This window comes from Saccharopolyspora hordei (assembly GCF_013410345.1).
In the GTDB taxonomy this organism is placed as follows: Bacteria; Actinomycetota; Actinomycetes; order Mycobacteriales; family Pseudonocardiaceae; genus Saccharopolyspora; species Saccharopolyspora hordei.
In genome coordinates this window covers 1,930,861-1,954,398 of the sequence record NZ_JACCFJ010000001.1, presented here as the reverse complement: position 1 = coordinate 1,954,398, position 23,538 = coordinate 1,930,861, and the positions used below count along the sequence as shown (strand labels likewise).

The 23,538-nt window shown below is 72.7% G+C and carries 24 protein-coding genes; 7 read left to right on the top strand and 17 right to left on the bottom strand.

The window, feature by feature from the left end:
- Positions 1-45 precede the first annotated feature (45 nt).
- The 4 genes from HNR68_RS09220 to dxr all read right to left on the bottom strand — a co-directional run bounded on the left by HNR68_RS09220 (position 46) and on the right by dxr (position 4,947).
- Positions 46-882 (bottom strand): GNAT family N-acetyltransferase, encoded by an 837-nt coding sequence (locus HNR68_RS09220; RefSeq protein WP_179719520.1) that lies wholly within the window; start codon positions 880-882, stop codon positions 46-48.
- Positions 883-1,077: 195 nt separating this feature from the next.
- Positions 1,078-2,223: a flavodoxin-dependent (E)-4-hydroxy-3-methylbut-2-enyl-diphosphate synthase gene (gene ispG / locus HNR68_RS09215; RefSeq protein ID WP_179719518.1), complete on the bottom strand. Its 1,146-nt coding sequence runs from the start codon at positions 2,221-2,223 to the stop codon at positions 1,078-1,080.
- A 188-nt stretch (positions 2,224-2,411) separates the two neighbouring features.
- The gene (locus tag HNR68_RS09210) at positions 2,412-3,695 is read right to left on the bottom strand and encodes a M50 family metallopeptidase (protein ID WP_179719516.1); all 1,284 of its coding nucleotides are present in this window, start codon (positions 3,693-3,695) and stop codon (positions 2,412-2,414) included.
- A gap of 4 nt (positions 3,696-3,699) precedes the next feature.
- Positions 3,700-4,947 carry a 1-deoxy-D-xylulose-5-phosphate reductoisomerase gene (dxr, locus tag HNR68_RS09205; RefSeq protein ID WP_179719514.1) on the bottom strand — a complete coding sequence of 416 codons (1,248 nt, stop codon included), beginning with the start codon at positions 4,945-4,947 and terminating at the stop codon, positions 3,700-3,702.
- A 97-nt stretch (positions 4,948-5,044) separates the two neighbouring features.
- On the opposite strand from dxr, the gene HNR68_RS09200 reads away from it, so the two are divergent.
- The gene (locus HNR68_RS09200; RefSeq protein ID WP_179719512.1) at positions 5,045-5,317 is read left to right on the top strand and encodes a GlsB/YeaQ/YmgE family stress response membrane protein; all 273 of its coding nucleotides are present in this window, start codon (positions 5,045-5,047) and stop codon (positions 5,315-5,317) included.
- 186 nt (positions 5,318-5,503) lie between these two features.
- A complete protein-coding gene (locus HNR68_RS09195) occupies positions 5,504-5,788 on the top strand; it encodes a DUF2631 domain-containing protein (RefSeq protein ID WP_179719510.1) in 285 nt (94 codons plus the stop codon).
- Positions 5,789-5,933: 145 nt separating this feature from the next.
- Here the strand turns inward: HNR68_RS09195 and HNR68_RS09190 are convergent, their stop codons facing one another.
- The 7 genes from HNR68_RS09190 to rlmN form a co-directional block, all read right to left on the bottom strand.
- Entirely contained in the window at positions 5,934-7,367 is a 1,434-nt protein-coding gene (locus HNR68_RS09190) for an aldehyde dehydrogenase family protein (RefSeq protein WP_179719508.1), read from the bottom strand.
- Between the two features lie 105 nt (positions 7,368-7,472).
- The gene (locus HNR68_RS09185; protein ID WP_218888237.1) at positions 7,473-7,706 is read right to left on the bottom strand and encodes a hypothetical protein; all 234 of its coding nucleotides are present in this window, start codon (positions 7,704-7,706) and stop codon (positions 7,473-7,475) included.
- A gap of 111 nt (positions 7,707-7,817) precedes the next feature.
- Positions 7,818-8,759 (bottom strand): agmatinase, encoded by a 942-nt coding sequence (gene speB, locus HNR68_RS09180; RefSeq protein ID WP_179719506.1) that lies wholly within the window; start codon positions 8,757-8,759, stop codon positions 7,818-7,820.
- 420 nt (positions 8,760-9,179) lie between these two features.
- On the bottom strand, positions 9,180-10,583 hold the full coding sequence (locus HNR68_RS09175; protein ID WP_179719504.1) for a PucR family transcriptional regulator ligand-binding domain-containing protein: 1,404 nt from the start codon (positions 10,581-10,583) through the stop codon (positions 9,180-9,182).
- A 9-nt stretch (positions 10,584-10,592) separates the two neighbouring features.
- A complete protein-coding gene (locus HNR68_RS09170; protein WP_179719502.1) occupies positions 10,593-12,038 on the bottom strand; it encodes a PucR family transcriptional regulator ligand-binding domain-containing protein in 1,446 nt (481 codons plus the stop codon).
- A 93-nt stretch (positions 12,039-12,131) separates the two neighbouring features.
- A complete protein-coding gene (locus HNR68_RS09165) occupies positions 12,132-13,079 on the bottom strand; it encodes a CE1 family esterase (RefSeq protein ID WP_179719500.1) in 948 nt (315 codons plus the stop codon).
- 119 nt (positions 13,080-13,198) lie between these two features.
- A complete protein-coding gene (gene rlmN / locus HNR68_RS09160) occupies positions 13,199-14,311 on the bottom strand; it encodes a dual-specificity RNA methyltransferase RlmN (protein ID WP_179719498.1) in 1,113 nt (370 codons plus the stop codon).
- Between the two features lie 71 nt (positions 14,312-14,382).
- Here rlmN and HNR68_RS09155 point away from each other — a divergent pair, with 71 nt between their 5' ends.
- The 4 genes from HNR68_RS09155 to HNR68_RS09140 all read left to right on the top strand — a co-directional run bounded on the left by HNR68_RS09155 (position 14,383) and on the right by HNR68_RS09140 (position 17,794).
- Positions 14,383-15,309 carry a metal ABC transporter substrate-binding protein gene (locus HNR68_RS09155; protein ID WP_343050020.1) on the top strand — a complete coding sequence of 309 codons (927 nt, stop codon included), beginning with the start codon at positions 14,383-14,385 and terminating at the stop codon, positions 15,307-15,309.
- Complete coding sequence (locus tag HNR68_RS09150; protein ID WP_179719496.1) at positions 15,306-16,040, top strand: ATP-binding cassette domain-containing protein; 735 nt, start codon at positions 15,306-15,308, stop codon at positions 16,038-16,040. The genes HNR68_RS09155 and HNR68_RS09150 overlap by 4 nt, the downstream gene beginning before the upstream one ends.
- Positions 16,041-16,179: 139 nt before the next feature.
- Positions 16,180-17,055 (top strand): metal ABC transporter permease, encoded by an 876-nt coding sequence (locus HNR68_RS09145; RefSeq protein WP_343050019.1) that lies wholly within the window; start codon positions 16,180-16,182, stop codon positions 17,053-17,055.
- Between the two features lie 58 nt (positions 17,056-17,113).
- Positions 17,114-17,794, top strand: coding sequence for a metal-dependent transcriptional regulator (locus tag HNR68_RS09140; protein WP_179719494.1), 681 nt, complete (start codon positions 17,114-17,116; stop codon positions 17,792-17,794).
- Here the strand turns inward: HNR68_RS09140 and HNR68_RS09135 are convergent.
- Entirely contained in the window at positions 17,771-18,238 is a 468-nt protein-coding gene (locus HNR68_RS09135; protein ID WP_246330416.1) for a hypothetical protein, read from the bottom strand. The two genes, HNR68_RS09140 and HNR68_RS09135, sit on opposite strands and share 24 nt — an antisense overlap.
- A gap of 272 nt (positions 18,239-18,510) precedes the next feature.
- Here HNR68_RS09135 and HNR68_RS09130 point away from each other — a divergent pair, with 272 nt between their 5' ends.
- Positions 18,511-19,275 (top strand): VOC family protein, encoded by a 765-nt coding sequence (locus HNR68_RS09130; RefSeq protein ID WP_179719492.1) that lies wholly within the window; start codon positions 18,511-18,513, stop codon positions 19,273-19,275.
- Here HNR68_RS09130 and HNR68_RS09125 read toward each other — a convergent pair whose 3' ends face one another.
- From HNR68_RS09125 to tsf, 5 genes are all read right to left on the bottom strand, one after another.
- Complete coding sequence (locus HNR68_RS09125) at positions 19,276-20,007, bottom strand: methyltransferase domain-containing protein (protein WP_179719490.1); 732 nt, start codon at positions 20,005-20,007, stop codon at positions 19,276-19,278.
- 28 nt (positions 20,008-20,035) lie between these two features.
- A complete protein-coding gene (locus HNR68_RS09120; protein WP_179719488.1) occupies positions 20,036-20,881 on the bottom strand; it encodes a phosphatidate cytidylyltransferase in 846 nt (281 codons plus the stop codon).
- Positions 20,882-20,917: 36 nt separating this feature from the next.
- On the bottom strand, positions 20,918-21,475 hold the full coding sequence (gene frr, locus HNR68_RS09115) for a ribosome recycling factor (RefSeq protein WP_179719486.1): 558 nt from the start codon (positions 21,473-21,475) through the stop codon (positions 20,918-20,920).
- 101 nt (positions 21,476-21,576) lie between these two features.
- Complete coding sequence (pyrH, locus tag HNR68_RS09110) at positions 21,577-22,326, bottom strand: UMP kinase (protein ID WP_179719484.1); 750 nt, start codon at positions 22,324-22,326, stop codon at positions 21,577-21,579.
- A gap of 306 nt (positions 22,327-22,632) precedes the next feature.
- Complete coding sequence (tsf, locus tag HNR68_RS09105; protein WP_179719482.1) at positions 22,633-23,448, bottom strand: translation elongation factor Ts; 816 nt, start codon at positions 23,446-23,448, stop codon at positions 22,633-22,635.
- Positions 23,449-23,538: the final 90 nt, after the last annotated feature.

Sequence of the window (23,538 nt, the reverse complement as noted above, 5' to 3'; positions counted from 1 at the left end):
TCCACCCCGGGACGGGGCCGAGGTCCGGTCGTCGCGGGGGCCTGGTCAGAGCAGGACGGTGGCGAAGGAGCCGACGCGGCGGAACCCGACCTTCTGGTAGGCCAGCCGGGCGGCGATGTTGTAGTCGTTGACGTACAGGCTCGCCGTGCGGCCGAGGCCGCGGACCAGGCGGTCGGCGACCGCGGCGGTGCCCGCCGTGCCCAGGCCGGTGCTGCGCCGGTCCGGGTGCACCCAGACGCCCTGGATCTGGCCGACGGTGCTGGACAGCGCGCCGATCTCGGCCTTGAACACCACCTCACCGCCCTCGAAGCGGGCGAACGCCCGGCCGCTGGCGATCAGGTCGGCCACCCGCGCGCGGTAGCTCGCCGCGCCGCCGTCGCTGCGCGGGTCCACGCCCACTTCCTCGGTGAACATCGCGATCGCCGCGGGCAGGTAGCGTTCCAGCTCGTCCGGGCGGACCTGGCGCACCAGCGGGTCGGGGTCCACGTGCGGCGGCTCCGCGAGCACCATGAGCGGCTGCTCGGAGCGGACCTCGCGAGCCGGCCCCCACTGCGCGGCCACCTCGTCCCACAGCGCCAGCACCTGCTCGGCCGGGCCGACCAGCGAGGAACACACCCGGCGGCGGCGCAGCGCGCGGTCGGCGAACGCGCGCATCGCGTCCGGTCCACCGCACAGCGGGATGAGGTTGGCGCCGGAGAAGCACATGCCGGTCAGCTTGGTGCCGAAGCCCCAGAGCTCGCCGCCGAGGCGCAGCGGGTGGATGCCCGCCTCCTCGACGCGGGCGGCGACCATGCACGCCGCGACCGGGGCGGACTCGAGCACCGAGCGGACCTGCGCCGCGTCCCGCTCCTCCAACAGCCGTGCACCGGCGAGCTTGAGCACCTGCCAAGACTGCCAGAAACGCCGGGGACGCGACTCGCCACGCCGGGACGTGCCACACCGGGAGAGCCCGCGCTCACCCATTCGGACTAGCCCGGTGGGTGAGGCGACGCGCATGGCGGTCGCACGAGCCCGCGCGCGCACCACGGGAACGGCTGACCGACCGCCCCCGACCTGGGGACGGTCGTGCCCAGGACCTCAACCGACCGTCACGACCGGTTCGCCGCCGGTGCCCTCCATGTCCTCGGCGATGCGCATCGCCTCTTCGATCAGCGTCTCGACGATCTTGTGCTCCGGCACGGTCTTGATGACCTCGCCCTTGACGAAGATCTGGCCCTTGCCGTTGCCCGAGGCCACGCCCAGGTCCGCCTCGCGGGCCTCCCCCGGCCCGTTGACGACGCAGCCCATGACCGCGACGCGCAGCGGCACCTCCATGCCGGACAGCCCGGCGGTGACCTCGTCGGCGAGCTTGTAGACGTCGACCTGCGCGCGACCGCAGGACGGGCAGGAGACGATCTCCAGCTTGCGCGGCCGCAGGTTCAGCGACTGCAGGATCTGCGTGCCGACCTTGATCTCCTCCACCGGCGGCGCCGACAGCGAGACCCGGATGGTGTCGCCGATGCCCTGCCGCAGCAGCGCGCCGAAGGCGACCGCGGACTTGATCGTGCCCTGGAAGGCCGGCCCGGCCTCGGTGACGCCGAGGTGCAGCGGGTAGTCGCACTGCTCGGCGAGGATCTCGTAGGCGCGCACCATCACGACCGGGTCGTTGTGCTTGACCGAGATCTTCAGGTCGTGGAAGTCGTGCTCGGCGAACAGGCTCGCCTCCCACAGCGCCGACTCGGCCAGCGCCTCCGGGGTGGCCTTGCCGTGCTTCTTCATCAGCCGCGGGTCCAGGGAACCGGCGTTGACGCCGATCCGGATCGGCGTGCCGTGGTCCTTGGCGGCCTGCGCGATCTCCTTGACCTTGTCGTCGAACTTCTTGATGTTGCCGGGGTTGACCCGCACCGCGGCGCAGCCCGCCTCGATCGCCGCGAACACGTACTTCGGCTGGAAGTGGATGTCGGCGATGACCGGGATCTTGGACTTCTTCGCGATCGCGGGCAGCGCCTCGGCGTCGTCCGCGCTGGGACAGGCCACCCGGACGATGTCGCACCCGGCGGCGGTGAGCTCGGCGATCTGCTGCAGCGTGCTGTTGACGTCCGCGGTGACGGTCGTGGTCATGCTCTGCACGGAGATGGGGAACTCGCTGCCCACTCCGACCGCCCCGACCTGCAACTGCCGGGTCTTGCGCCGTTCCGCGAGCACCGGAGCCGGGGCCGCGGGCATGCCCAGATCGACGGTCATCGAATCCTCTCCACCTCTGCTGGTGTCCTTCGGCGGCTGCCACCGCCCGCGCACCACGATACCGGCGAGCCTTCATCCGGCTGGACGTCACCGGCGTACGACAGATCACGCCGAGTGATCGATTCCGCCACCAGCGCCGGGTCCGGAGACGCGCATCACCCGTTCGCGCAGGCCGCGCGCCACGAGCGCTAGAAGAGCGTCACCGGGTTCACCACGTCGGCGACCAGGACCAGCAGCGAGTAGGCGATGAACACCATGCTGATCGCGTAGGCCAGCGGCATCAGCCGCGCGGTGTCGAACGGCCCCGGGTCCGGCCGCCGGACCAGCTTGGCGAAGCCGCGGCGGACCGACTCCCACAGCGCACCGGCGACGTGGCCGCCGTCCAGCGGCAGCAGCGGCAGCATGTTGAACACGAACAGCGAGAGGTTCACCCCGGCCAGCAGGTTGAACATCAGCATGATCCGGTCGTCGACGGTGATCTGGTCCGAGGACAGCACCTCGCCGCCCAGCCGGCTGGCGCCGACGATGCCGACCGGCGAGTCCTGGGCCCGTTCACCGCCGAAGATCGCCGCGACCAGGTCCGGCACCCGCTGCGGCAGCTCGATGACCTTCTGCGCGGTGAGGCTGACGAAGCCGCCGATGGTGTCGACCACCCCGCCGATGTCCTGCTTGACCAGCTCCTGCGTCGGGCTCAGCCCGAGGAAGCCGACCGTCTCGTACTCGCTGGTCGAGCCCAGCTTCGGCATCTGGTTGCGCATGAGGACCGGGTGCAGCGTGATCAGCTGCCCGCCGCGCTCGACGACCACCGGCACCGGCCCGGTCGTGCCGCGGATGGCCAGCTGCAGGTCTTCCCAGGTCGTGTAGGGCTTGCCGTTGAACTCCACGATCCGGTCGCCGGGCTGGAACCCGGCCTCCGCGGCCGGGGCCGGCTTGGCACCGGGCGGGCAGACGTCCTTGTTCGGCGCGTTGGCCGGCAGCACGCACTCGCTGACCGAGGCGACCGTGGTGGTCGGCGTGTAGGTCCCGTGGCCCATCAGGATCGCGGTGAAGATGCCGATCGCCAGGACGAGGTTCATCACCGGCCCGGCCAGCATCACGATGATCCGCTTCCACGGGCTGCGCTGGTAGAACTGCCGGTGCTCGTCCTCCGGGGTGATCTCCTCGGCGGACATCTGCCGGGCGTCCTCGATCATCGCCCGGAACGGCGAGGAGGACGCCGAGCGCCCGTGCTTCTCGTCCTCCTTCGGCGGGAACATGCCGATCATCCGGATGTAGCCGCCGAACGGGATCAGCTTGATCCCGTACTCGGTGTCGCCCTTCTTGCGGGACCAGAGGGTGCGGCCGAACCCGACCATGTACTGGGTGACCTTGACCCCGAACAGCTTCGCGGCCGCCAGGTGGCCCAGCTCGTGCCACGCGATGGAGAACAGCAGCCCGAAGAAGAAGATCACGATGCCAATGACGACCAGCATCAGCTCACTCCGCCTTCCCCGCAGCCACCAGTTCGTTCGCCCTGGCGCGCGCCCAGTCCTCGGCCGCGAAGACCTCGTCCAAGCCGGCCGGCGCGGACCGCCACTGGTCGGCCCCGGCGAGCACGTCACCCACAGTCTGCACGATCCCGGTGAAGCCGAGTCGGCCGTCGACGAAAGCCGCGAGCGCTTCCTCGTTGGCCGCGTTGTAGACGGCCGGCAGGCAGCCGCCGCCGGACCCGGCCGCGCGAGCGAGCTCGATCGCCGGGAACGCCTCGTCGTCGACCGGCTCGAAGGTCCACTCCTGCGCCCGGGAGAAGTCCAGCGCGGGCGCGGCCCCGGGCACCCGGCGCGGCCACTCCAGGCTCATCGCGATCGGGATCCGCATGTTCGGCGGGCTGGCCTGGGCGATCGTGGAGCCGTCCGTGTAGGTGACCATCGAGTGCACGATCGACTGCGGGTGCACCGCCACCTCGATGCGGTCGTAGTCGACGCCGAACAGCAGGTGCGCCTCGATCAGCTCCAGGCCCTTGTTCACCAGGGTCGCCGAGTTGATCGTCACCACGTTGCCCATCGACCAGGTCGGGTGCGCCAGCGCCTGCTCCACCGTGACGTCGACGAGCTCGTCGCGCTTGCGGCCGCGGAAGGGCCCGCCGGAGGCGGTCAGCACCAGCTTCTCGACCTCGTCGGCCCGCCCGCCGAGCAGGCACTGCGCGAGCGCCGAGTGCTCGGAGTCCACCGGCACGATCTGCCCGGGCGCCGCCCGGTCCAGCACCAGTGACCCGCCCGCGATGAGCGACTCCTTGTTCGCCAGCGCCAGCTGGGCGCCGGTGTCCAGCGCGGCGAGGGTGGGCTTGAGGCCGCGGGACCCGTCGACGCCGTTGAGCACCACGTCGGCGGGGGTGGACTCGATGAGCTCGGTCGCGGCGTCCGGCCCGGCCAGCAGCCGGGGCATGGCGAACTCGCCGGCGGCGTGGCCGCGCCGCTGGGCTTCGGCGTAGAGGGCGAGCTGGACGTCCTCGACGGCGGTGGACTTGGCCACGGCGACCGCGGGGACCTGGAACTCCAGCGCCTGCGCGGCGAGCGTCCGCGGGTCGCTGCCGCCCGCGGCCAGGCCCGCGACGCGGAACCGGTCCGGGTTCTGCCGGATGACGTCCAGGGCCTGGGTACCGATGGACCCGGTCGAGCCGAGCACCAGGACGGTGCGCGGACCGGGAGCGCTCTGCTTCGGGGTGTCGGCGTGCATCGCGCTCATTGTCCCTGAAGCCGGTGAGGACAGGTCGCTCGCGGTGCACGAACCGCTGTGCGGGGTCACGATCTGGCCATCGGTCGCTGCTCGGAGGAGGTCGACCATGGGGATCGTCGGGTGGATCGTTCTCGGTCTCGTCGTGGGCGCGCTGGCCAAGGCCATCATGCCGGGCGAGGACGGTGGTGGGGTCCTCGTCACGATGCTGCTGGGGGTGGTCGGCGCCTTCGTCGGCGGCCTGATCGGCAACTGGGTCTTCGGGGTGGGCATCGACCGGTTCTGGTCGCTCAGCACCTGGATCTTGGCCCTGGTGGGCTCGCTCATCGTGCTGGGCGCCCACCGGGCGATCATCGGCCGCAGGTCGGTGCCACGCGGGTGAGGCGCGGCGGGAGGCTGCGCCGAGGCGCTTGCCACGGCCCCCTTTTCGCTGCTCGGCCGAGGCGGGCGCCCGCCGCCACGTCGACGGCGTGTGCGAGGATGGGGCGCGTGGATCGCCGGTCGGTGGTTCGCGCTTCGAGCATCATCATCCGGCCCGCGCAGCCGGACGTGGCACCAGGAGGGGAACGTGGCGAGCACCGAGCTGGAGAAGAAGCCCAGCCAGGCCGTCGACCCGGCCGAAGAACCGTCGGTCGAGTGGGGCTGGCACGGCGGTTTCCCGAAGGCGACGCAGGTCGCCGGGTGGTTCTCCGTCTTCGCGTGCCTGATCATGCTGATCGGCAACCACCAGGGCATCCTCAGCGGTGGTGGCCACTTCAAGACCGAGGACGTGTGGCTGATCATCATCGCCGCGATCCTGGTCATCGGCCTGCTCATCGACCTGCGCCGCAAGAAGACCGCCTGGCGCGGCTGACGACGGACCGCAACGCCGCCCCCGGGAGCTCCCGGGGGCGGCGTTGCCGTGTTCGGGGGTGAACTCCCGGGGCCGTGGGACCCGTGCTCGTGGTGTGTCGTGAGTGCTGACCGCGCCCACGCACTCACGACACCCACCACACGCCTCACACGGGGATGCCGGTGAGGACCGTGACGTGCTCCTGGGTGAGGTCGACCATGGCGGCGTGCACGCCCTCGCGGCCCACGCCGGACTCCTTGACCCCGCCGTAGGGCATCTGGTCGGCGCGGTAGCTCGGCACGTCGCCGATGATCACGCCGCCGACCTCCAGCTCCGCGGCGGCGCGGAAGGCCAGCTGCAGGTCGCGGGTGAACACCCCGGCGTGCAGCCCGTAGCGGGAGGCGTTGACCTTCTCGAACGCCTCGTCCACCGACCCCACCGGCGCCAGCACCAGCAGCGGGCCGAAGACCTCCTCGCAGGAGACCTTGGCGTCCTCCGGCACGTCGGCCAGCACGGTCGGCGCGAAGGTGGCGCCGTCCCGCGTCCCACCGGTGAGCACCTCGGCGCCGGCCTCGACGGCCTCGCCGACCCACTCCTCGAGCCGGGCGGCGGCGGCCTCGTCGATCATCGGGCCGACCTTGGTCGCCGGGTCCTTCGGGTCGCCGGTGACCTGCGCCTCGACCGCCTTCACCACGCGCGCGGCGAGGTCGTCGTAGACGTCGCGGTGCGCGTAGACGCGCTGCACGGAGATGCAGGACTGCCCGGCCTGGTACATCGCGAAGGTCGCGATCCGGTCCGCGGCGAAGTCCAGGTCCGTCCAGGTCGGGTCGACCACCACCGCGGCGTTGCCGCCGAGCTCGAGCGTGACGTGCTTGCGCGGCGCGGCGTCGCGGATGCCCCAGCCGACCGGGCCGGACCCGGTGAAGGAGACCACCGGCAGGCGCGGGTCGGTGACCAGCTCGGCGGCCTTGTCGTTGCTGGTGGTCAGCACCGACCAGGACCCGGTGGGCAGCTCGGTCTCGGCCAGGAGCTCGCCCAGCACCAGCGCGGACAGCGGGGTCTTCGGCGCGGGCTTGAGCACGATCGGCGCGCCGACCGCCAGCGCCGGGGCGACCTTGTGCGCCACCAGGTTGATCGGGAAGTTGAACGGGGAGATGCCGAGCACGGGGCCGCGCGGGACGCGGCGGACGAGCGCCATCCGGCCGGTGCCGCCCGGGTCGGTGTCCAGCCGCTGCAGCTCGCCGGAGAACCGGCGGGCCTCCTCCGCGCCCCACCGGAAGGTCGAGACGGCGCGGGCGACCTCGCCGCGCGCCCAGCTGATCGGCTTGCCGTTCTCGGCGGTGATCAGCTGCGCGACCTCCTCGGCCCGCTCCTCCAGCCGCCGGGTCACGTGGTCCAGCGCGGCGGCGCGCACGTGCGCGGGCGTGGCGGCGAACTCGCGGCGCACCGCGTCGGCGGCGGCCACCGCGCGCTCCACGTCGGCGTCGGTGGCGTAGCAGGCCGTGGCGACCAGCGAACCGTCGTAGGGGTGCCGCACCTCGAACGTCGCCTCGCTGGTGACCCGCTCGCCCGCGACCCAGTTCCCGATCACCGATGCCATCCGCTGCCTCCTGTCGTGTCCGGTCCTGCCCCGACGCTACGACCGCGGTCGATCACCGGCGTACTGCCAATCCGTCCACCGACGCCGTCGGCGCTGTCCAGACCGTCACGGCTCGCGGGCGAACGCCGCGCAGTCCGGGCAGTCGTCGAGGTAGCGGTGGCGGCACTCGGCGGTGTGCCGGAGGAAGGTGATGGCTGCCTGCCTGCTGGCCACCTCGCGCTCGAGCTCGGCGATCTTCGCCTGGACCACCGCCTGCGCGGTCTCCTTCACCGGGGCCGTGGAGGCGATGACCACCGGCAGGGACAGCCCGACCCGCCGCAGCTCGACGGACCGCTCCACGAGCACGCGGGTCGCGGCCGTGCAGTCCTGCCCCGGGGTCGACCAGGCCGGTGGTGCGCCCGCGGCGGGCGTCCACCGCCCGGCCGTCGACGACGTCGCGGACCCGGCGCATCAGCGGCCTCCGGGCAGCACGCACAACAGGTCGTACAGCAGGTGGGCGGCGGCGATGCCGGTGATCTCGGCGTGGTCGTAGGCGGGGGCGACCTCGACCAGGTCCGCGCCGACGACGTTGAGGTCGGCCAGCCCGCGCACCACCTCCAGCAGCTCGCGGCTGGACAGCCCGCCGGCCTCCGGGGTCCCGGTGCCCGGGGCGAACGCCGGGTCCAGCACGTCGATGTCGATGGACACGTACACCGGGCGGTCGCCGAGGCGGCCGCGGATGCGCTCGATGATGGTGTCCAGCGGGGTGCGGGCGAACTCGCGGCTGTGCACCGCCGCGAAGCCCATCCGCTCGCTCTCGTCCAGGTCGACCTTCGCGTACAGCGGGCCGCGCAGCCCGACGTGCATGGAGTGCTCGAAGTCGATCAGGCCCTCCTCGGCGGCGCGGCGGAACGGGGTCCCGTGCGTGTGGGGCGCGCCGAAGTAGGTGTCCCAGGTGTCCAGGTGGGCGTCGAAGTGCAGCACCGCCACCGGCCCGTGCCGCTCGTGCTGCACCCGCAGCAGCGGCAGCGCGATGGTGTGGTCGCCGCCGATGGTCAGCAGCGTGCGACGGGTGCCGGACAGCTCGCGGGCGCTGGTCTCGATGGTGCTGATGGCCTCGTCGATGTCGAACGGGTTCACGCCGACGTCACCGGCGTCGGCGACCTGCCGCACCGCGAACGGTTCGGCGTCGGCCGCGGGGTTGTACGGCCGCAGCAGCCGGGAGCTCTGGCGCACGTGGTTGGGACCGAACCGGGCGCCGGGCCGGTAGCTGACCCCGGTGTCGAAGGGCACGCCCCAGATGAGCACGTCGGCGTCCGGCACGTCGGCGAGGCGGGGCAGCCGCGCGAACGTGGTGTCCCCGCCGTAGCGCGGCACGCGCGTGGCGTCGACCGGACCGATCGGCTCGTTCATGTCGCATCCCCTCCACTCCCTCGTGAGTGCGCGAACCGGCTCCAGGCGGCTTCCGCACTCACGACCGTCTCCACGGCGTCCGCGGCCGCGCGGCACCGGACCACAGGGTGGCCGGGATCACCGGCCCGAGGTAGTCACCGATCCTCCGAAGTCCCCCACCACGGTTGGACGATCGCACAACCCCCGGGGGACGATCGTCCGACGACCTCCCTGGGGATCGGACGTCTGGTCTCCGTGGAAGTCGCGGGTGCACCGACGCCCCCGGGGGCGTGTCGAGGCCCGGTCCGGCGGTGGCCGAGGGCGTGGTGGGTCCCGGTCGCCGGGGGGGCGTGGCCCCGCCCGGAGTCCGGGGCGGCATTGGACGAGCAGGTCAACGGCCTCGTCACGGCGTGGCCCCGCCCGGAGTCCGGGGCGCCTGGATCAGGACTGGCGGAGGGCGCGGAGGGCGAGGTAGAGGTCGACGCGGTCCGCGGTGCTGGCGAGGCTGCGGCCGGTGAGCTCCTCCACCCGGCTCATCCGGTGCCGCAGCGTGTTGATGTGCACGTGGAGGCGCCGCGCCGCCTCCTGCCAGCGCCCGCCCGCGTCGAGGTACGCCGCCAGCGACGGCAGCAGGTCGCTGCCGCGCCGCTCGTCGTGGTCGAGCACCGGGCCGAGCAGCGCCCGGGAGGTCGCCGCCAGCAGTTCCGGGTCCTGGGCGGAGAGCAGCAGCGCCGGGCTGCTCAGCTGCTCGTGCGTCATCCAGCCGCGCTCGGGCCGCGACGACACCGCCTCCGCGGCGTGCGCCGCCTGCAGCAGGCTCACCCGCAGCTCCGCGGCGGTGCCGGGCTGGCCGACGCCCACCGCGCCGCCCAGCGACGCGTGGACCCACCGCGCCAGGTCCACCGCGCTGTCGCGCACCCGCGCGAACGCGACCACGTCCCCGCCGCGCTGCGCCGCGACCCCGTCACCGCCCAGCAGGTCCCCGAGCCGCACCGCCACCGCGTCCGGGTCGGCGGTGCGCACCACCACCGCGGCGAGCGGGCCGTCCGGCGGCAGGCCGAGCGAGTGCAGCCGGGTGCGGACGGTGTCGACGCCCACCGTGGCGCTGTGCACCCACTCGAAGAGCTCCCACGCGTACCGCAGTTCCGTCGCGCGGACCGCCCGGGCGCGCTCGATCTCCAGCGCGATGAACGGCATCGCCTGCACCACGGCCGCCTGCTGCTCGACGTCCAGCTCCTCCACCGGCCTGGGCAGCAGCAGCTCCGCGTCCGCCAGGCCCTCGCCGACCAGCGGCAACGGGTGGTGCGACACCGGCACCTCACCGGCCACCACGCCACCGGCGGCGCGCACCGCCACGGGCTCGCCGAGCTGCGCACCCAGCGTGCGGACCACCGTGCCGACGCCCCGCTGGACCCGCAGCGCGGCCACGATGGCGTCGTGCTGCGCGAGGTGGCGGCGCAGCGGGCGCTCCCACTCCGCCCGCTTCGTGGCGACGAAGGCCTCCACGATCTGCAGGAACGCGACCTCGACGGGCACCACGAAGCAGGTCAGCCCGCGGTCGCGCGCGGCGGCCACGAACTCCTCCGGCACCTCGGTCTCCGGGGGCACCAGGCCGAACCCAACGGCGGCGACGTCGGCCGCGACGAGGTCGGCCACGAACGCCTCCGCGGTGATCCCGGCGGTGCGCCACACCCCGGCGGTGAGCACCACTTCGCCGCCGCGCAGGAACCGCCCCGGCGACTCGATCTCGATGGTGTGCACCCAGCGGATCGGCCGGTCCACCCGGCCGCGCACCCGCACCCGGAGGTCGAGCTCCGGCCGGTCCAGCAGGTCTTCGACGAGCACCGCCACACCTCACACGCCGAGCACGTGCAGGGCCAGCCACAGCTCGGCCCGCACACCGGGCTGGTCGAGGCTGCGCCCGAGCAGGTCCTCGGCCTTGTGCACGCGGTTGCGCAGGGTGTGCCGGTGCACGCCGAGCCGGTTCGCCGCCGGGTCCCACTGGCCGTGGTGCGCCAGCCACGCCCGCAGGGACCGCAGGAGCACGTCGTGGTCGCGCAGCGGTGCCAGCACGGACTCGGCGAAGGCCCGCGCGTCGGCGTCCGGGAGGAGGTCGAGCAGACCGCGCCCGGCCAGGTCGCTGAAGCGCACCACGGTGCCGCCGCGCTTGGCGGCCTGCGCCGCCTGCTCGGCCTGCCGCAGCCCCTCGGCGACCCCGGCCGACGTGCTCGGCTCGGACACGCCGACGGCGAGCCCGGGCTGGTCGGTGATCCAGTCCAGCGCGTCCTCGCCGACCAGCGCCACCACCGCATCACCGCGCTCGGCCAGGTAGACGGCGCTCGGCTGGTCCGCGGCCAGCTCGGCGAGCAGTTCGTCCCGGTTCCGCGCGCCGAGCAGCACGACCACCCGGAACGGTTCCGGCGGCAGCTCGGCGCGCAGGTCGCCGAGCACGTCCTGCACCGGTTCGCCGCGCAGCAGCAGCTCCAGGAAGCCCGACCGCAGCCGCCGCCGCACCGCGCCCAGCGCCTCGACCTGCTCCAGGGCCAAGGTGAGCAGCGAGGCGGCCGAGTTGATCACGTGGTGGTCCGTGGTGGCGAACGGCCCGCCGCGGCCCACGACGAGGAACCCGCGTGCCCGGCCGCCGAGCGCCTGCATGCTCACCTCCTGGTCGCCGAGCGCGAACCCGGTGGCCGCCAGGCCGCGCTTCGCGCGCAGCTCGTCCACTTCGGACCTCAGCTGCGCCAGCCGGGAGCCGGCCGCGACCGGCGCGCTGTGCAGCAGCCGGCCGCCGGGGTCCAGCAGCAGCACCCACGCGCCGAGCAGCCGCGCGAGCGTGCGCACCAGCGCGGCGACGCCGCCGGTGCCCGCCGCCTGCGCCAACTCGTGCTGCGCGCGGCTGGTGCGGCGCAGGCTCGCGTACTCGTCCGCGGCGAGGGTCCGCGAGACGGCCTTGCTGATCGCGATGAACGGGGTCGGGCGGGGCACTTCGAGCAGCGGCAGCCCGGCCCGCTCGGCGGCGGCCACCAGCTCGGCGGGGACCTCGCGGTGGCTCAGCCCGACGCCGAAGCCCAGTCCGGCGGCACCGACCGAGGTCAGCGCGTCGACCAGCCCGGCGCAGTCCGCGCGCCGCAGCGCCAGGCCGGTGGTGAGCAGCAGCTCGCCGCCCTCCAGGAACGGTGACGGGTCGGTCAGCTCGCTGGTGTGCACCCAGGTGACCGGCCGGTCCAGCACCCGGTCACCGGCCCGCACGGCGAGGCCCAGCTCGGGGTCCGCGACCAGGTCGCGCAGCGTCAACGGCACCGGTCACCTCCCGACGGTCTGGCCAGTCCCAGCACCCGAGTGAACCAGATCGTCACCTGTTCGGAGCAGGGCGGCCCGCCGAGCCGGACCGGGTCAGCGCAACGGGTGCCGGGCGAAGAAGTCCTCGATGATCGGGGTCGCGTCGAGCACCGCGGGCACGTCGGAGTCCGGGTTCGGGTGGGTGCTCGGCCAGTCGTGGCCCAGGCCCTCGACCCGGTAGTGCACGACCGTGCTGCCCCGGTCACAGCCGTGCCAGGTGCTGACCTGCACCCCGTCGCCGTGGTCGCGGACCACCGGCTCGTCGGCGCAGCCGTTGCGCTCGGCCCAGCCGGCCATCCAGTCCGGGACCGGCGGCAGGCCCTTGGCCGGGTCGCCGTCGTACGGGATCGTGCCGTCCGCGGTGCCGTGGAAGTCCAGGACCGGCGCGGGGCGGTCCGGGGCGCACTCACCGCCCTGCGGGTAGAACGCACCGGACACCGGGGCGAACGCGGCGATCCGCCCGCTCATCCGGCAGGCGAGCACCCCGGTGAAGCCGCCGCCGTTGGACTTGCCCGCCGCGTAGATGCGCCGGGGGTCGACGCAGAACTCCCGCTGCAGCTCGTCGAGCAGGTCGCTGGTGAACAGCACGTCGTCGACGTCCGCCGAGTACGGCGCGCCCTGCCAGGCGGTCTCCCCGTCGGTGCCGACGACGCCCTGCGGGTAGACCGCGATGGCGTCGCCGCCGGAGAACCCGGAGAGCTCCTCCTGGTACTCCGCGGTGCGCCTGTGCCCGTGGAACGACAGCACCACCCGGGTCGGCACGACGGGCAGGTAGTGCTCCGGCACGTGCACCCGGTAGCTGCGGGTCAGGCCGCCGGACTCGAGGGTGCGGGTCTGCGAGGTCCCCGGTTCCACCGGCGACGGCTTGCCGCACCCCGTGGTGGGCACCGGGTGGTCGATCACCGTCGACGCGTGCGCGGGCACCCCGCCCAGCACCACGGTCCCGACCGCGGCCAGCACGGCCCACGTCCACCTGTTCCGGACAGCTCTCCAGCGGGGCATCGTCGCCTCCCTGATCCCACCTGCAACAGCAGCAGGATCATGAGGCACAGATCACCCGGCAGTCACCATTGTGTTCATTGCGTTCACGACCGCCCCGCGCGCCACACGCGTCGCGGAGCTCACCCCTCGGCGGCGAGCTGGCCGCAGGCCGCGGCGATCTCCTGGCCGCGGGTGTCGCGCACCGTGCACGGCACGCCCGCGTCGCGGACCCGGCGGACGAACTCGCGCTCCACCGGCTTCGGGCTGGCGTCCCACTTGCTGCCCGGCGTCGGGTTCAGCGGGATCAGGTTGACGTGCGCGAACTGGCCGAGGTGGCGGTGCAGCAGCTTGCCCAGCAGGTCCGCGCGCCACGGCTGGTCGTTGACGTCGCGGATCAGCGCGTACTCGATGGACACCCGGCGGCCGGTGTGGTCGGCGTAGCCGCGCGCGGCCTCCAGGACCTCGGCCACCTTCCAGCGGTTGTTCACCGGCACCAGGGTGTCGCGCAGCTCGTCGTCCGGCGTGTGCAGCGACACCGCCAGGGTGACGTGCAGGTTCTCCGCGGTCATCTTCTTGATCGCCGGCACCAGGCCCACGGTCGAGACGGTCACCGAGCGCTGCGACAGCCCCAGGCCCTCCGGGGCCGGGTCGCAGATGCGGTGCACCGCGTTGATCACCCGCCGGTAGTTCGCCAGCGGCTCGCCCATGCCCATGAACACCACGTTGGACAGCCGCCCCGGCCCGCCGGGGACCTCGCCGTCGCGCATCGCGGCGGCCGCCGCGCGCACCTGGTCGACGATCTCGGCGGTGGACAGGTTGCGCTGCAGCCCGCCCTGTCCGGTGGCGCAGAACGGGCAGGCCATGCCGCAGCCCGCCTGGCTGGAGATGCAGACCGTGGCGCGGTCCGGGTAGCGCATCAGCACGCTCTCCAGCAGCGTGCCGTCGTGCGCGCGCCAGAGCGTCTTGCGGGTCGTCCCCTCGTCGGTGACCAGGCTGCGCACCTCGGTGAGCAGCGGCGGCAGCAGGCGCTCGCCGAGCTTGGCGCGGCTGGCGGCCGGGATGTCGGTCATCGACCCGACGTCGGCGGTGAGCCGACCGAAGTAGTGGTGCGCCAGCTGCTTGGCGCGGAACGGCTTCTCGCCCAGCTCGACCACGACGGCCTTCCGTTCGTCGGCGGAGAGGTCGGCGAGGTGCCGCGGGGGCATGCCGCGGCGCGGGGCGTCGAAGACGAGAGGCAGGGAAGTCGCAGACATAGCGCTCCCCATCCTCCCACGCTCCCACTCGACCTTGGTGCCGGGCACCGGCAGCGGTTACAGTTTTCGCCGTGGCGAAACCCAGGTCTGCACGGCTCCGAAACACCGCGCTCGTCGCGGCAGCGGTGCTGCTGCTCACCATGGCCTGCGGCACCGGAGTGAGCCAGCCCGACGACGGGCGGAAGCGGGTGGTCACCACGTTCACCGTGCTCGCCGACATGGCCCGCAACGTCGCCGGCGACGCCGTCGTGGTGGAGTCGCTCACCAAGCCGGGCGCCGAGATCCACGAGTACGAGCCCACCCCCAGCGACATGCTCAAGGCCGCCAAGGCCGACCTGGTGCTGGACAACGGGCTCGGCCTGGAGCGCTGGTTCGCCAAGTTCGTGGAGCGCAGCGAGGCCGACCACGTGACGCTGACCCACGGCGTCGAGACGGTCCCGATCCGGGGCGGCGAGCAGCGGGGCGCCGCCAACCCGCACGCCTGGATGTCGCCGCGCACCGCGATGACCTACGTCGCCAACATCCGCGACGCCTTCGTCCGCCTCGACCCGGCGCACGCGGAGACCTTCCGCGCCAACGCCGAGGCCTACCAGCGCCGCCTCGCCGAGATCGACCAGCACCTGCGCGAGGAGCTGGCGTCCCTGCCGCCCGAGCACCGGGCGCTGGTCACCTGCGAGGGCGCGTTCTCCTACCTGGCCCGCGACGCGGGCCTGCGCGAGGCCTACCTGTGGCCGGTCAACAGCGACGCGGAGGGCACCCCGCAGCAGATCCGGGCCACCACCCAGTTCGTCCGGGAGAACGGAGTCCCCGCCGTGTTCTGCGAATCCACCGTCAACGACGAGGCCCAGCGGCAGGTCGCCCGGGAGACCGGCGCGCGGCTGGGCGAGGTGCTCTACGTCGACTCGCTGTCCGGGCCGGACGGCCCGGTCCCGACCTACCTGGACCTGCTGCGCCACGACGCCGAGGCGATCGTCGCCGGGCTGCGGGGTGGCTCGTGACCCTGGCGATCCGCGCGCACCACGTCACCGTCCACTACGGCGAGACGCTGGCGCTCGACGACGTGTCGGTGGAGGTCGAGCCCGGCCGGGTCTGCGGCCTGCTGGGCATGAACGGCTCCGGCAAGTCGACGCTGTTCAAAGCGCTGATGGGCCTGGTCCGCCCGGACTCCGGCGACATCAGGCTGCTCGGCCGCGACCAGCGGCGGGCCCGCGAGGAGGGGCTGGTGGCGTACGTGCCGCAGTCCGAGGCCGTCGACTGGACCTTCCCGGTGACCGTGGCGGACGTGGTCATGATGGGCCGCTACGGGCACTTGGGCCTCACCCGCCGCCCCAAGCCGCGGGACCGGGCGGCGGTGCGCGAGGCGCTGGAGCGGGTCGGGCTCACCGAGCTCGCCGGCAACCCGATCGGCGCGCTCTCCGGCGGCCAGCGCAAGCGCGCGTTCGTCGCCCGCGGGCTCGCGCAGGAGGCGCGGCTGCTGTTCCTCGACGAGCCCTTCGCCGGGGTGGACACGAAGTCCGAGGCGATGATCACCGGCCTGCTGCGCGGGCTGCGCGACGAGGGCCGCACCGTGGTCGTCTCCACCCACGACCTGGCCAGCGTCCCGGCGCTGTGCGACGAGGCGGTGCTGCTGCAGCAGCGGGTGGTCGCGCACGGCCCGCTCGACGTGGTGCTGTCGCCGGACACCCTCGCCCGCACCTTCGGCGTGGAGACCGCGGTGGACCCCTCATGACCAGCGCGACACGCCCTCGCACCGAGACCCCGGCGCAACGTCCACCGGAGTCGGGGACGCAACCCCCGTTGTCCTCGGGCACCCGATCCCCACGGACGTCGCGGCGCACCGGGGTCGAGCAGACGTTGGGGGGAACCCCGTGAACGACATCGTGCAGCTGCTGGTCGAGCCGCTGCAGTTCGGCTTCATGCAGCGAGCGCTGCTGGTCAGCCTGGTGGCGGGCCTGGTCTGCGCCGTGCTGTCCTGCTGGATCACCCTGATCGGCTGGTCCCTGCTCGGCGACGCGGTCTCGCACGCCGTGCTGCCCGGCGTGGTCCTGGCCTACGTGCTGGCGCTGCCCTTCTCCCTCGGCGCGTTCCTGTTCGGCAGCCTCGCCGTCGGGCTCATCGCCGGCGTCCGCAGCACCACCCGGCTGAAGGGCGACGCCGCGATCGGCGTGGTGTTCACCGGCCTGTTCGCGCTCGGGCTGGTGCTGGTCTCACGCATCCCGAGCCAGGTGGACCTCAACCACATCCTGTTCGGCAACGTGCTGGGCGTCACCGACTCCGACATCCTGCAGGTGCTGGTGATCGCCGCCGTGGTGCTCGCCGTGGCGCTGCTCAAGCGCCGCGACCTCACGCTCTACGCCTTCGACCCCACGCACGCGCACGCGATCGGCCTGAACCCGCGGCGGATCAGCGCGCTGCTGCTGACGATGCTGGCGCTGACCGTGGTCGTGGCGCTGCAGGCGGTCGGCGTCATCCTCGTCACCGCGATGCTCATCACGCCCGGCGCCACGGCCTTCCTGCTGACCAAGCGCGTCCCGCGGATGCTCGCGGTGGCCGCCGCGCTGTCGGTGTGCAGCAGCGTCCTGGGCACCTACCTGAGCTTCCACCTGGACACCTCGACCGGCGGGATGATCGTGGTGTGCCAGGCCGTGGTGTTCGCGCTGGTCCACCTCGCGGCGCCGGAGCAGGGCCTGCTCGCCCGGGCCGCCCGCCGCCGGGCCGGTGAGCGCGCCGCGGTCCGCGCCTGACCAGGCATTCGGTCGAACCGCCTGCTGGACGGACCCCGATCGCCCGTATCGTGAAAGCATGACGAGCAGGGCCGAGCGTCCGTCTCCGTCCGTCGAGGACTACCTCCGCGCGATCTACGGGCTCAGCGAACGAGGCGCGCCCGTCACCAACGCCACCCTGACGCAACGCCTCGGGCTGAGCCCGTCGTCGGTGTCCGGGATGATCAACAAACTGGCCCAGCTCGGCCTCGTCACGCACGTCCGGTACCGCAGCGTCGAGCTGACCCCGGAGGGCCGCCGCCTGGCCCACGACGTGCTGCGCCGCCACCGGCTGATCGAGCTGTTCCTGGTCGAGGAGCTGGACTACAGCTGGGACGAGGTGCACCGGGAGGCCGACGCGCTGGAGCACGCGGTCTCCGACGAGCTCGTCGCGCACATCGCGGCCAAGCTCGGCGACCCCACCCACGACCCGCACGGCGACCCGATCCCCACCGCGGACGGCCGCATGGAGGAGCCGGCGACGAAGCTGCTGGGCCAGGTCGAACCCGGCACGATCGGCACCATCGCGCGCGTCTGGGACACCGACTCGGAGCTGCTGCGCTACCTCACCGAGCACGGCATGACGCTGGGCTCGCGCATCGAGATCGTGGAGCGCAAGCCGTTCGGCGGGCCGCTGGTGGTGCGCGTCGGCGAACCCCCGGAGACGCACTTCGTGGGCGACGAGATCGCCGCGGCGCTATCGATCAGCGTGCAGCGCTGACCCGTCGGCGAGCCGCGGGCCGACCGGGCTCGTGGGCACCACGGTGCGCGTCGGCTGCTCGGCGGAGTCCTCGCCGTAGACCTGCTCGGTCACCAACCGCCCGTGCAGCTCGTCGGTCCGGTGCGCGCCGAGCACCGCGAGCAGCAGGTCGAACCGGCTGTCGGTCAACGCCACCGCGACGTAGCAGAACCCGGCCAGCCCGGTGAACACCAGGGCCGACACCAGCACCACGGGCGCGTCGTTCACCAGGAACATCACCGCGACGGCCAGCACCAGACCCGACCCGAACGCGACGGCGCGGGCGACCGACACCTGCTTCAGCAGCGCGCGGAAGGCCGGGTACTGCTCGCACAGCTGCCGGAGGATGCGGGCGCGCTCCCGGCGGTCCAGTTCCGCGAGCCGGCTCAGGCCCGCGGTGACCGGCTTCGCCGCGCGGTTGGCCATGGCTGCTCCTGTCCCCCCGAAGTGCTGTGCACGAAAAGGTCACGCCGCACGTGCAGGCACGCTGGGTGACCACGTCTAGTCGATCACGAGGCCTCGCCAGGATCAAGGCGTCATTCGGGGGCGTTCCATTGCGATGAAGGCACCGAAGGGTAACGCCGGCGGGTGACTGGCGCGCTCGCGTTGCACCGCCGGTGTTTCCCCCGCCGTGGGGCCGGTCACCCTGAGAAGCGGGGGGCGGTGGGGCGCCCCGCTGCGGTGCCGGAGGAGGAGCGATGGCCATCCCGGTGGGCGCACCGTCGTGGGTGGACCTGGCCAGTCACGAGCCGGCGGAGGTCCGGGAGTTCTACACCGGCCTGTTCGGCTGGCACTGGGTCCACCGGCACGGCTACGACGTGGCGCTGAAGGGCGACGTCGCGGTCGCCGGGCTGCTGCCGCCCGAGTACGACCTGCCGACCGCCTGGACCCTGTACCTGGAGTGCGGTTCGGTCCGCAAGGCGGTGGAACGCGTCCGCGCCCTGGGCGGGAAGGTGCTCGTCCCGCCCACCGAGACGTCCGCGGACGAGGTGTACCTGGTCGCCGAGGACCCCACCGGGGCGGTCATCGGCCTCCGGGAAGGGCCGCCCGTCGCGACGTTCGGCCGCGACCACGCCGGGACGCTCTGCTGGGCCGAGCTGCACACCCGCGACGGCTCGGCGGCCGACCCCTTCTACGCCGACCTGCTCGGCTACCGCCAGGAGCAGATCGGCGAACCGGGCGAGGCGTTCGACTACACGGTCTGGTACGTCGACGACCAGCCCACGGCCGGCCGCTTCGAGAGCGGCCTCACGCTGCCCGTGGACGTGCCCGCCCACTGGCACCTGTACTTCCAGCTCAACCCGGACCTGACCACCGACGGGGCGCTGTCCCGGGTGGTCGAGCTCGGCGGCGAGGTGCTGCGCGGGCCCACCGACTCCCCGCACGGCCGCCTCGCCCTGGTCCGCGACGTGGTGGGCGCGAGCTTCTTCATCATCGACACCGCCCAGCGCACCGGCGAGTGATCACGGCCGCAGCAGCGTGGTCGGCTTGCGGCGGGTGCGGAGGCGGTAGCCGACCGGGATGGTGCACCCGGGGGTCTCGCGAGCCGCGCGCGCGGCGACCTCGGCGGAGAACTCGATGCCCAGCACCGCCTCCAGCGAGGCCCGGTCCTCGAACCGCCACAGCGTGTCCACCGGGGTGCTGTCGAAGTCGTGGAGCTGGAAGAACGACTCGATGGCGACCGGGTCGACCTGCGGCGCGTCCGCCCGCATCCAGTCGCCGTACGGTGGGCAGCCCGCGTCCAGGTCCACGATCGCGATCGTGCCGCCCGGACGCAGCACCCGCTCCGCCTCGGCCAGCCCGGGTTCGCAGCCGGGGCCGAAGAAGTACGCCGTGCGGGCGTGCACCAGGTCCACGCTGGCGTCGGCCAGCGGCAGCCGCTGGGCGGGCGCCTGCCGCACGTCCACGCCGGGCGTGCCGGCCACCCGCCGGCGGGCCCGCTCGACCAGCGGCCGGTGCGGCTCGACGCCAATCACGGTGTGCGCGTCGGCGGCGAACAGCGGCAGGTGGAAGCCATCGCCGCACCCGACGTCGACCACGTCCAGGCCGGTCCAGTCGCAGCGTTCGCGCAGCGCGCGCCACAGTGCGCCGGTGGCGTCCTGCGCCCGGTTCTCGACCTCGAACAGGTCCGGCCAGTGCCAGATGTTCGGGCTCGGCGTGACCTGCGGCCGCGCCGGCTTCCGCCATCCGAGCACCGTCTCCTGCCTCCTGGTCGAGCGGGGATCAGCTCGGGACGAGCCAGAAGAGCATCATCCACGCCGCGGCGGCCGAGGGCAGCAAGGAGTCCATCCGGTCCATGAGCCCGCCGTGACCGGGCAGCAGGTTGCCCATGTCCTTGATGCCCAGGTCCCGCTTGATCAGCGACTCCATCAGGTCGCCCAACGTCGCGGTGCACACCAGGGCGGCGCCGAACAGCGCGCCCTTCCACCAGTCGGCGCCCAGCATCAGGGTCACCGACAGCACCCCGGCCACCACGCCGACCAGCATCGACCCGCCAAAGCCCTCCCAGGACTTCTTCGGGCTGATCCGCGGTGCCATCGGGTGCTTGCCGAACAGGACGCCGAACGCGTAACCACCGGTGTCGGACGCGACCACGCCGATCATGAAGCACAACGCCCGCAGCGCACCGTCCTCCGGACGCACGAGCATTGCCGCGAACGCCGCGAACAGCGGGACGTAGGCCGCGGTGAACACGGACGCGGTCACGTCCCGCACGTAGTGGTCGACGCCGTGCCGGAACCGCCACGCCAGGCACGCCAGCACGGTGATGGCGAACGCGACCAGCACACCGCGCAGGCCGAACGGCCAGGACAGCCACACCATGGCCTGCCCGCCCACCAGCACCGGGGCGAGCGAGACCTGGGTGCCCGAGCCGCGCTTGAGCGCGTTGGCCAGCTCCACGCTGGACACGGCCACCGCGGCGGCGACGATGCCGATGAAGACGAAGCGCACCATCAGCAACGACAGGATGATCGCGGCACCGAGCACCACCCCGACACCGATCGCGGCACGGAGGTCGCGTCCGGCCCGAGAGGGACGCGAAGGCGGGCCCGGGGTCCCAGCGGGCATACCGGACTCACCTTCGCACTGGCCGGCTGTCACCACTCAGACCTCGAGCAGCTCTGCTTCCTTGTGCTTGACAAGGTCGTCGATCTGGGCGGTGTAGCGGTGGGTGAGGTTGTCGAGCTCCTTCTCCGCCCTGGTGCCCTCGTCCTCGCCGGCCTCGCCGTCCTTGACGATGCGGTCGATCTCTTCCTTCACCTTGCGGCGGACGCCGCGCACGCTGACCTTGCCGTCCTCGCCCTTCTGCTTGGCGAGCTTGACCATCTCCTTGCGGCGCTCCTCGGTCATCTGCGGGATCGCCACCCGGATGAGCTGGCCGTCGTTGGTGGGGTTCACGCCCAGGTCGGAGTCGCGGATGGCCTTCTCCATCGCCGCCAGCTGGCTGGCGTCGTAGGGCTTGATGACCACCAGCCGCGCCTCCGGCACGGTCACGCTGGCCAGCTGGTTCAACGGCGTCGGCGAACCGTAGTAGTCGACGGTGATGCCGGAGAACATCGCAGGGTTCGCGCGGCCGGTGCGAACGGTGGCCAGCTCTTCCTTGGCCCGCTCCACCGCCTTCTGCATCTTCTCCTCGCCTTCGAGAAGAGCTTCGTCGATCACGGTTGCTCCTTAAGTCTGCCGACCGGTGGACATTGCAAGTGTCTCCCGCGGTGCGCCGCCGTCCGGCAGCGGGCCCGCGACCAGATCAGGATCCTGCACCATCAGGCCGGGGCGGTGGCCGGGGTGCTGACCAACGTGCCGATCTTCTCCCCGTTGACCGCGCGGGCGATGTTGCCCTCCTGCAGCAGGTTGAACACCAGGATCGGCATGTGGTTGTCCATGCAGAGGCTGAACGCGGTCGCGTCGGCGACCTTCAGGCCGCGCTCCAGCACCTCGCGGTGCGTGATGCGGTCGAACAGCTTCGCGTCCGGGGTGGTCTTCGGGTCCGCGGTGTAGACGCCGTCGACGGCCTTGGCCATCAGCACGACCTCGCAGCCGATCTCCAGCGCCCGCTGCGCCGCGGTGGTGTCGGTGGAGAAGTAGGGCATCCCGGTGCCCGCACCGAAGATCACCACGCGGCCCTTCTCCATGTGCCGCATGGCCCGGCGCGGGATGTACGGCTCGGCCACCTGGCCCATGGTGATCGCGGTCATCACGCGGGTGTCGATGCCGTGCTCGCGCTCCAGGAAGTCCTGCAGCGCGAGGCAGTTCATCACGGTGCCCAGCATGGCCATGTAGTCGCCGCGCGCCCGCTCCATGCCGCGCTGCTGCAGCTCCGCGCCGCGGAAGAAGTTGCCGCCGCCGATGACGATGGCCACCTCGACCCCGTCGGCGACGATCTCGGCGATCTGCCGGGCCACCGTGCCGACCACGTCCGGGTCGATCCCGACGCCGCCCCCGCCGAACATCTCACCGCCCAGTTTGAGCAGCACCCGGCCGTAACCGCGCTGCGTCGGGCCCTCGTCGGTCACTGGTTTCCTCCTGCGAGGTTCGGTCTGTGGTCACTTCGCGTTGGTGGGCACCTGGCGGAACCTCATGCGTCTTCTCGCCGGGGCTGACGCCCCGCCCCGAGAAGGCGCATGAGAACCCGCAGGTGGTCGAGCCCGCCCGACGTCCAGTCCAGTCGAGCTCGTCGCACTTCTCAACCGCAGGTCATCGGCTTGCGACAGCCGCGACTTGCGAAAGCGCCCCGCCTTCCCGACGAAGGCGGGGCGCTGGGTCCGCGTCCGGTGGCCGCCGGCCGCTGGGTGCGGTCCCGGCCGACCTCCCGCAGCAGGTCAGGCCTGGCCGACCTCGAACCGGACGAAGCCGGTCACCGTCACGCCGGCCTCGTCCAGCAGCGCCTTGACGGTCTTCTTGTTGTCCTGCACGGACGGCTGGTCCAGCAGGACGTTCTCCTTGAAGAAGCCGTTCAGGCGACCCTCGACGATCTTGGGGATGGCCTTCTCCGGCTTGTTCTCCGCCTTCGCGGTCTCCTCGGCGATGCGGCGCTCGTTGGCGACGACGTCCTCCGGGACGTCGTCGCGGGTCAGGTACTTCGGCTTGAGCGCGGCGACCTGCATGGCGGCGCCACGGGCGGCCTCCGCGTCGTCACCGGTGTACTCGACCAGCACGCCGACCGCCGGGGGCAGGTCCGAGGAGCGGCGGTGCAGGTAGGTGGCCACGGTGCCGTCGAACTTGGCGACCCGGCGCAGCTCCAGCTTCTCGCCGATCTTGGCGGACAGCTCCTGGACGGCCTCGGAGACGGTCTTGCCGTCCAGCGGCGCGGCCAGCGCGCTCTCCAGGTCGCCCGCGCCGGCCTCCTTGACCGCGGTGGCGATCTTGTTGGCGAGCTGGACGAACTCGTCGTTCTTGGCGACGAAGTCGGTCTCGCTGTTCAGCTCGATCAGCACACCGCCGTCGGCGGCGACCAGGCCCTCGGCGGTCGCGCGCTCGGCGCGCTTGCCGACGTCCTTGGCGCCCTTGATGCGGAGGTGCTCAACGGCCTTGTCGAAGTCGCCGTCGTTCTCCTCGAGCGCCTTCTTGCAGTCCATCATGCCGGCGCCGGTCAGCTCGCGGAGCCGCTTGACGTCGGCCGCACTGAAGTTCGCCATCGTGCGTTGTCCGTCCTTCTGGTGTCGAAGCTTCGGAGGTCTTGTGGGCCGCCCCGCGGCGCTCGGTGCGCTCGCCGGGGCGGCGTGCCC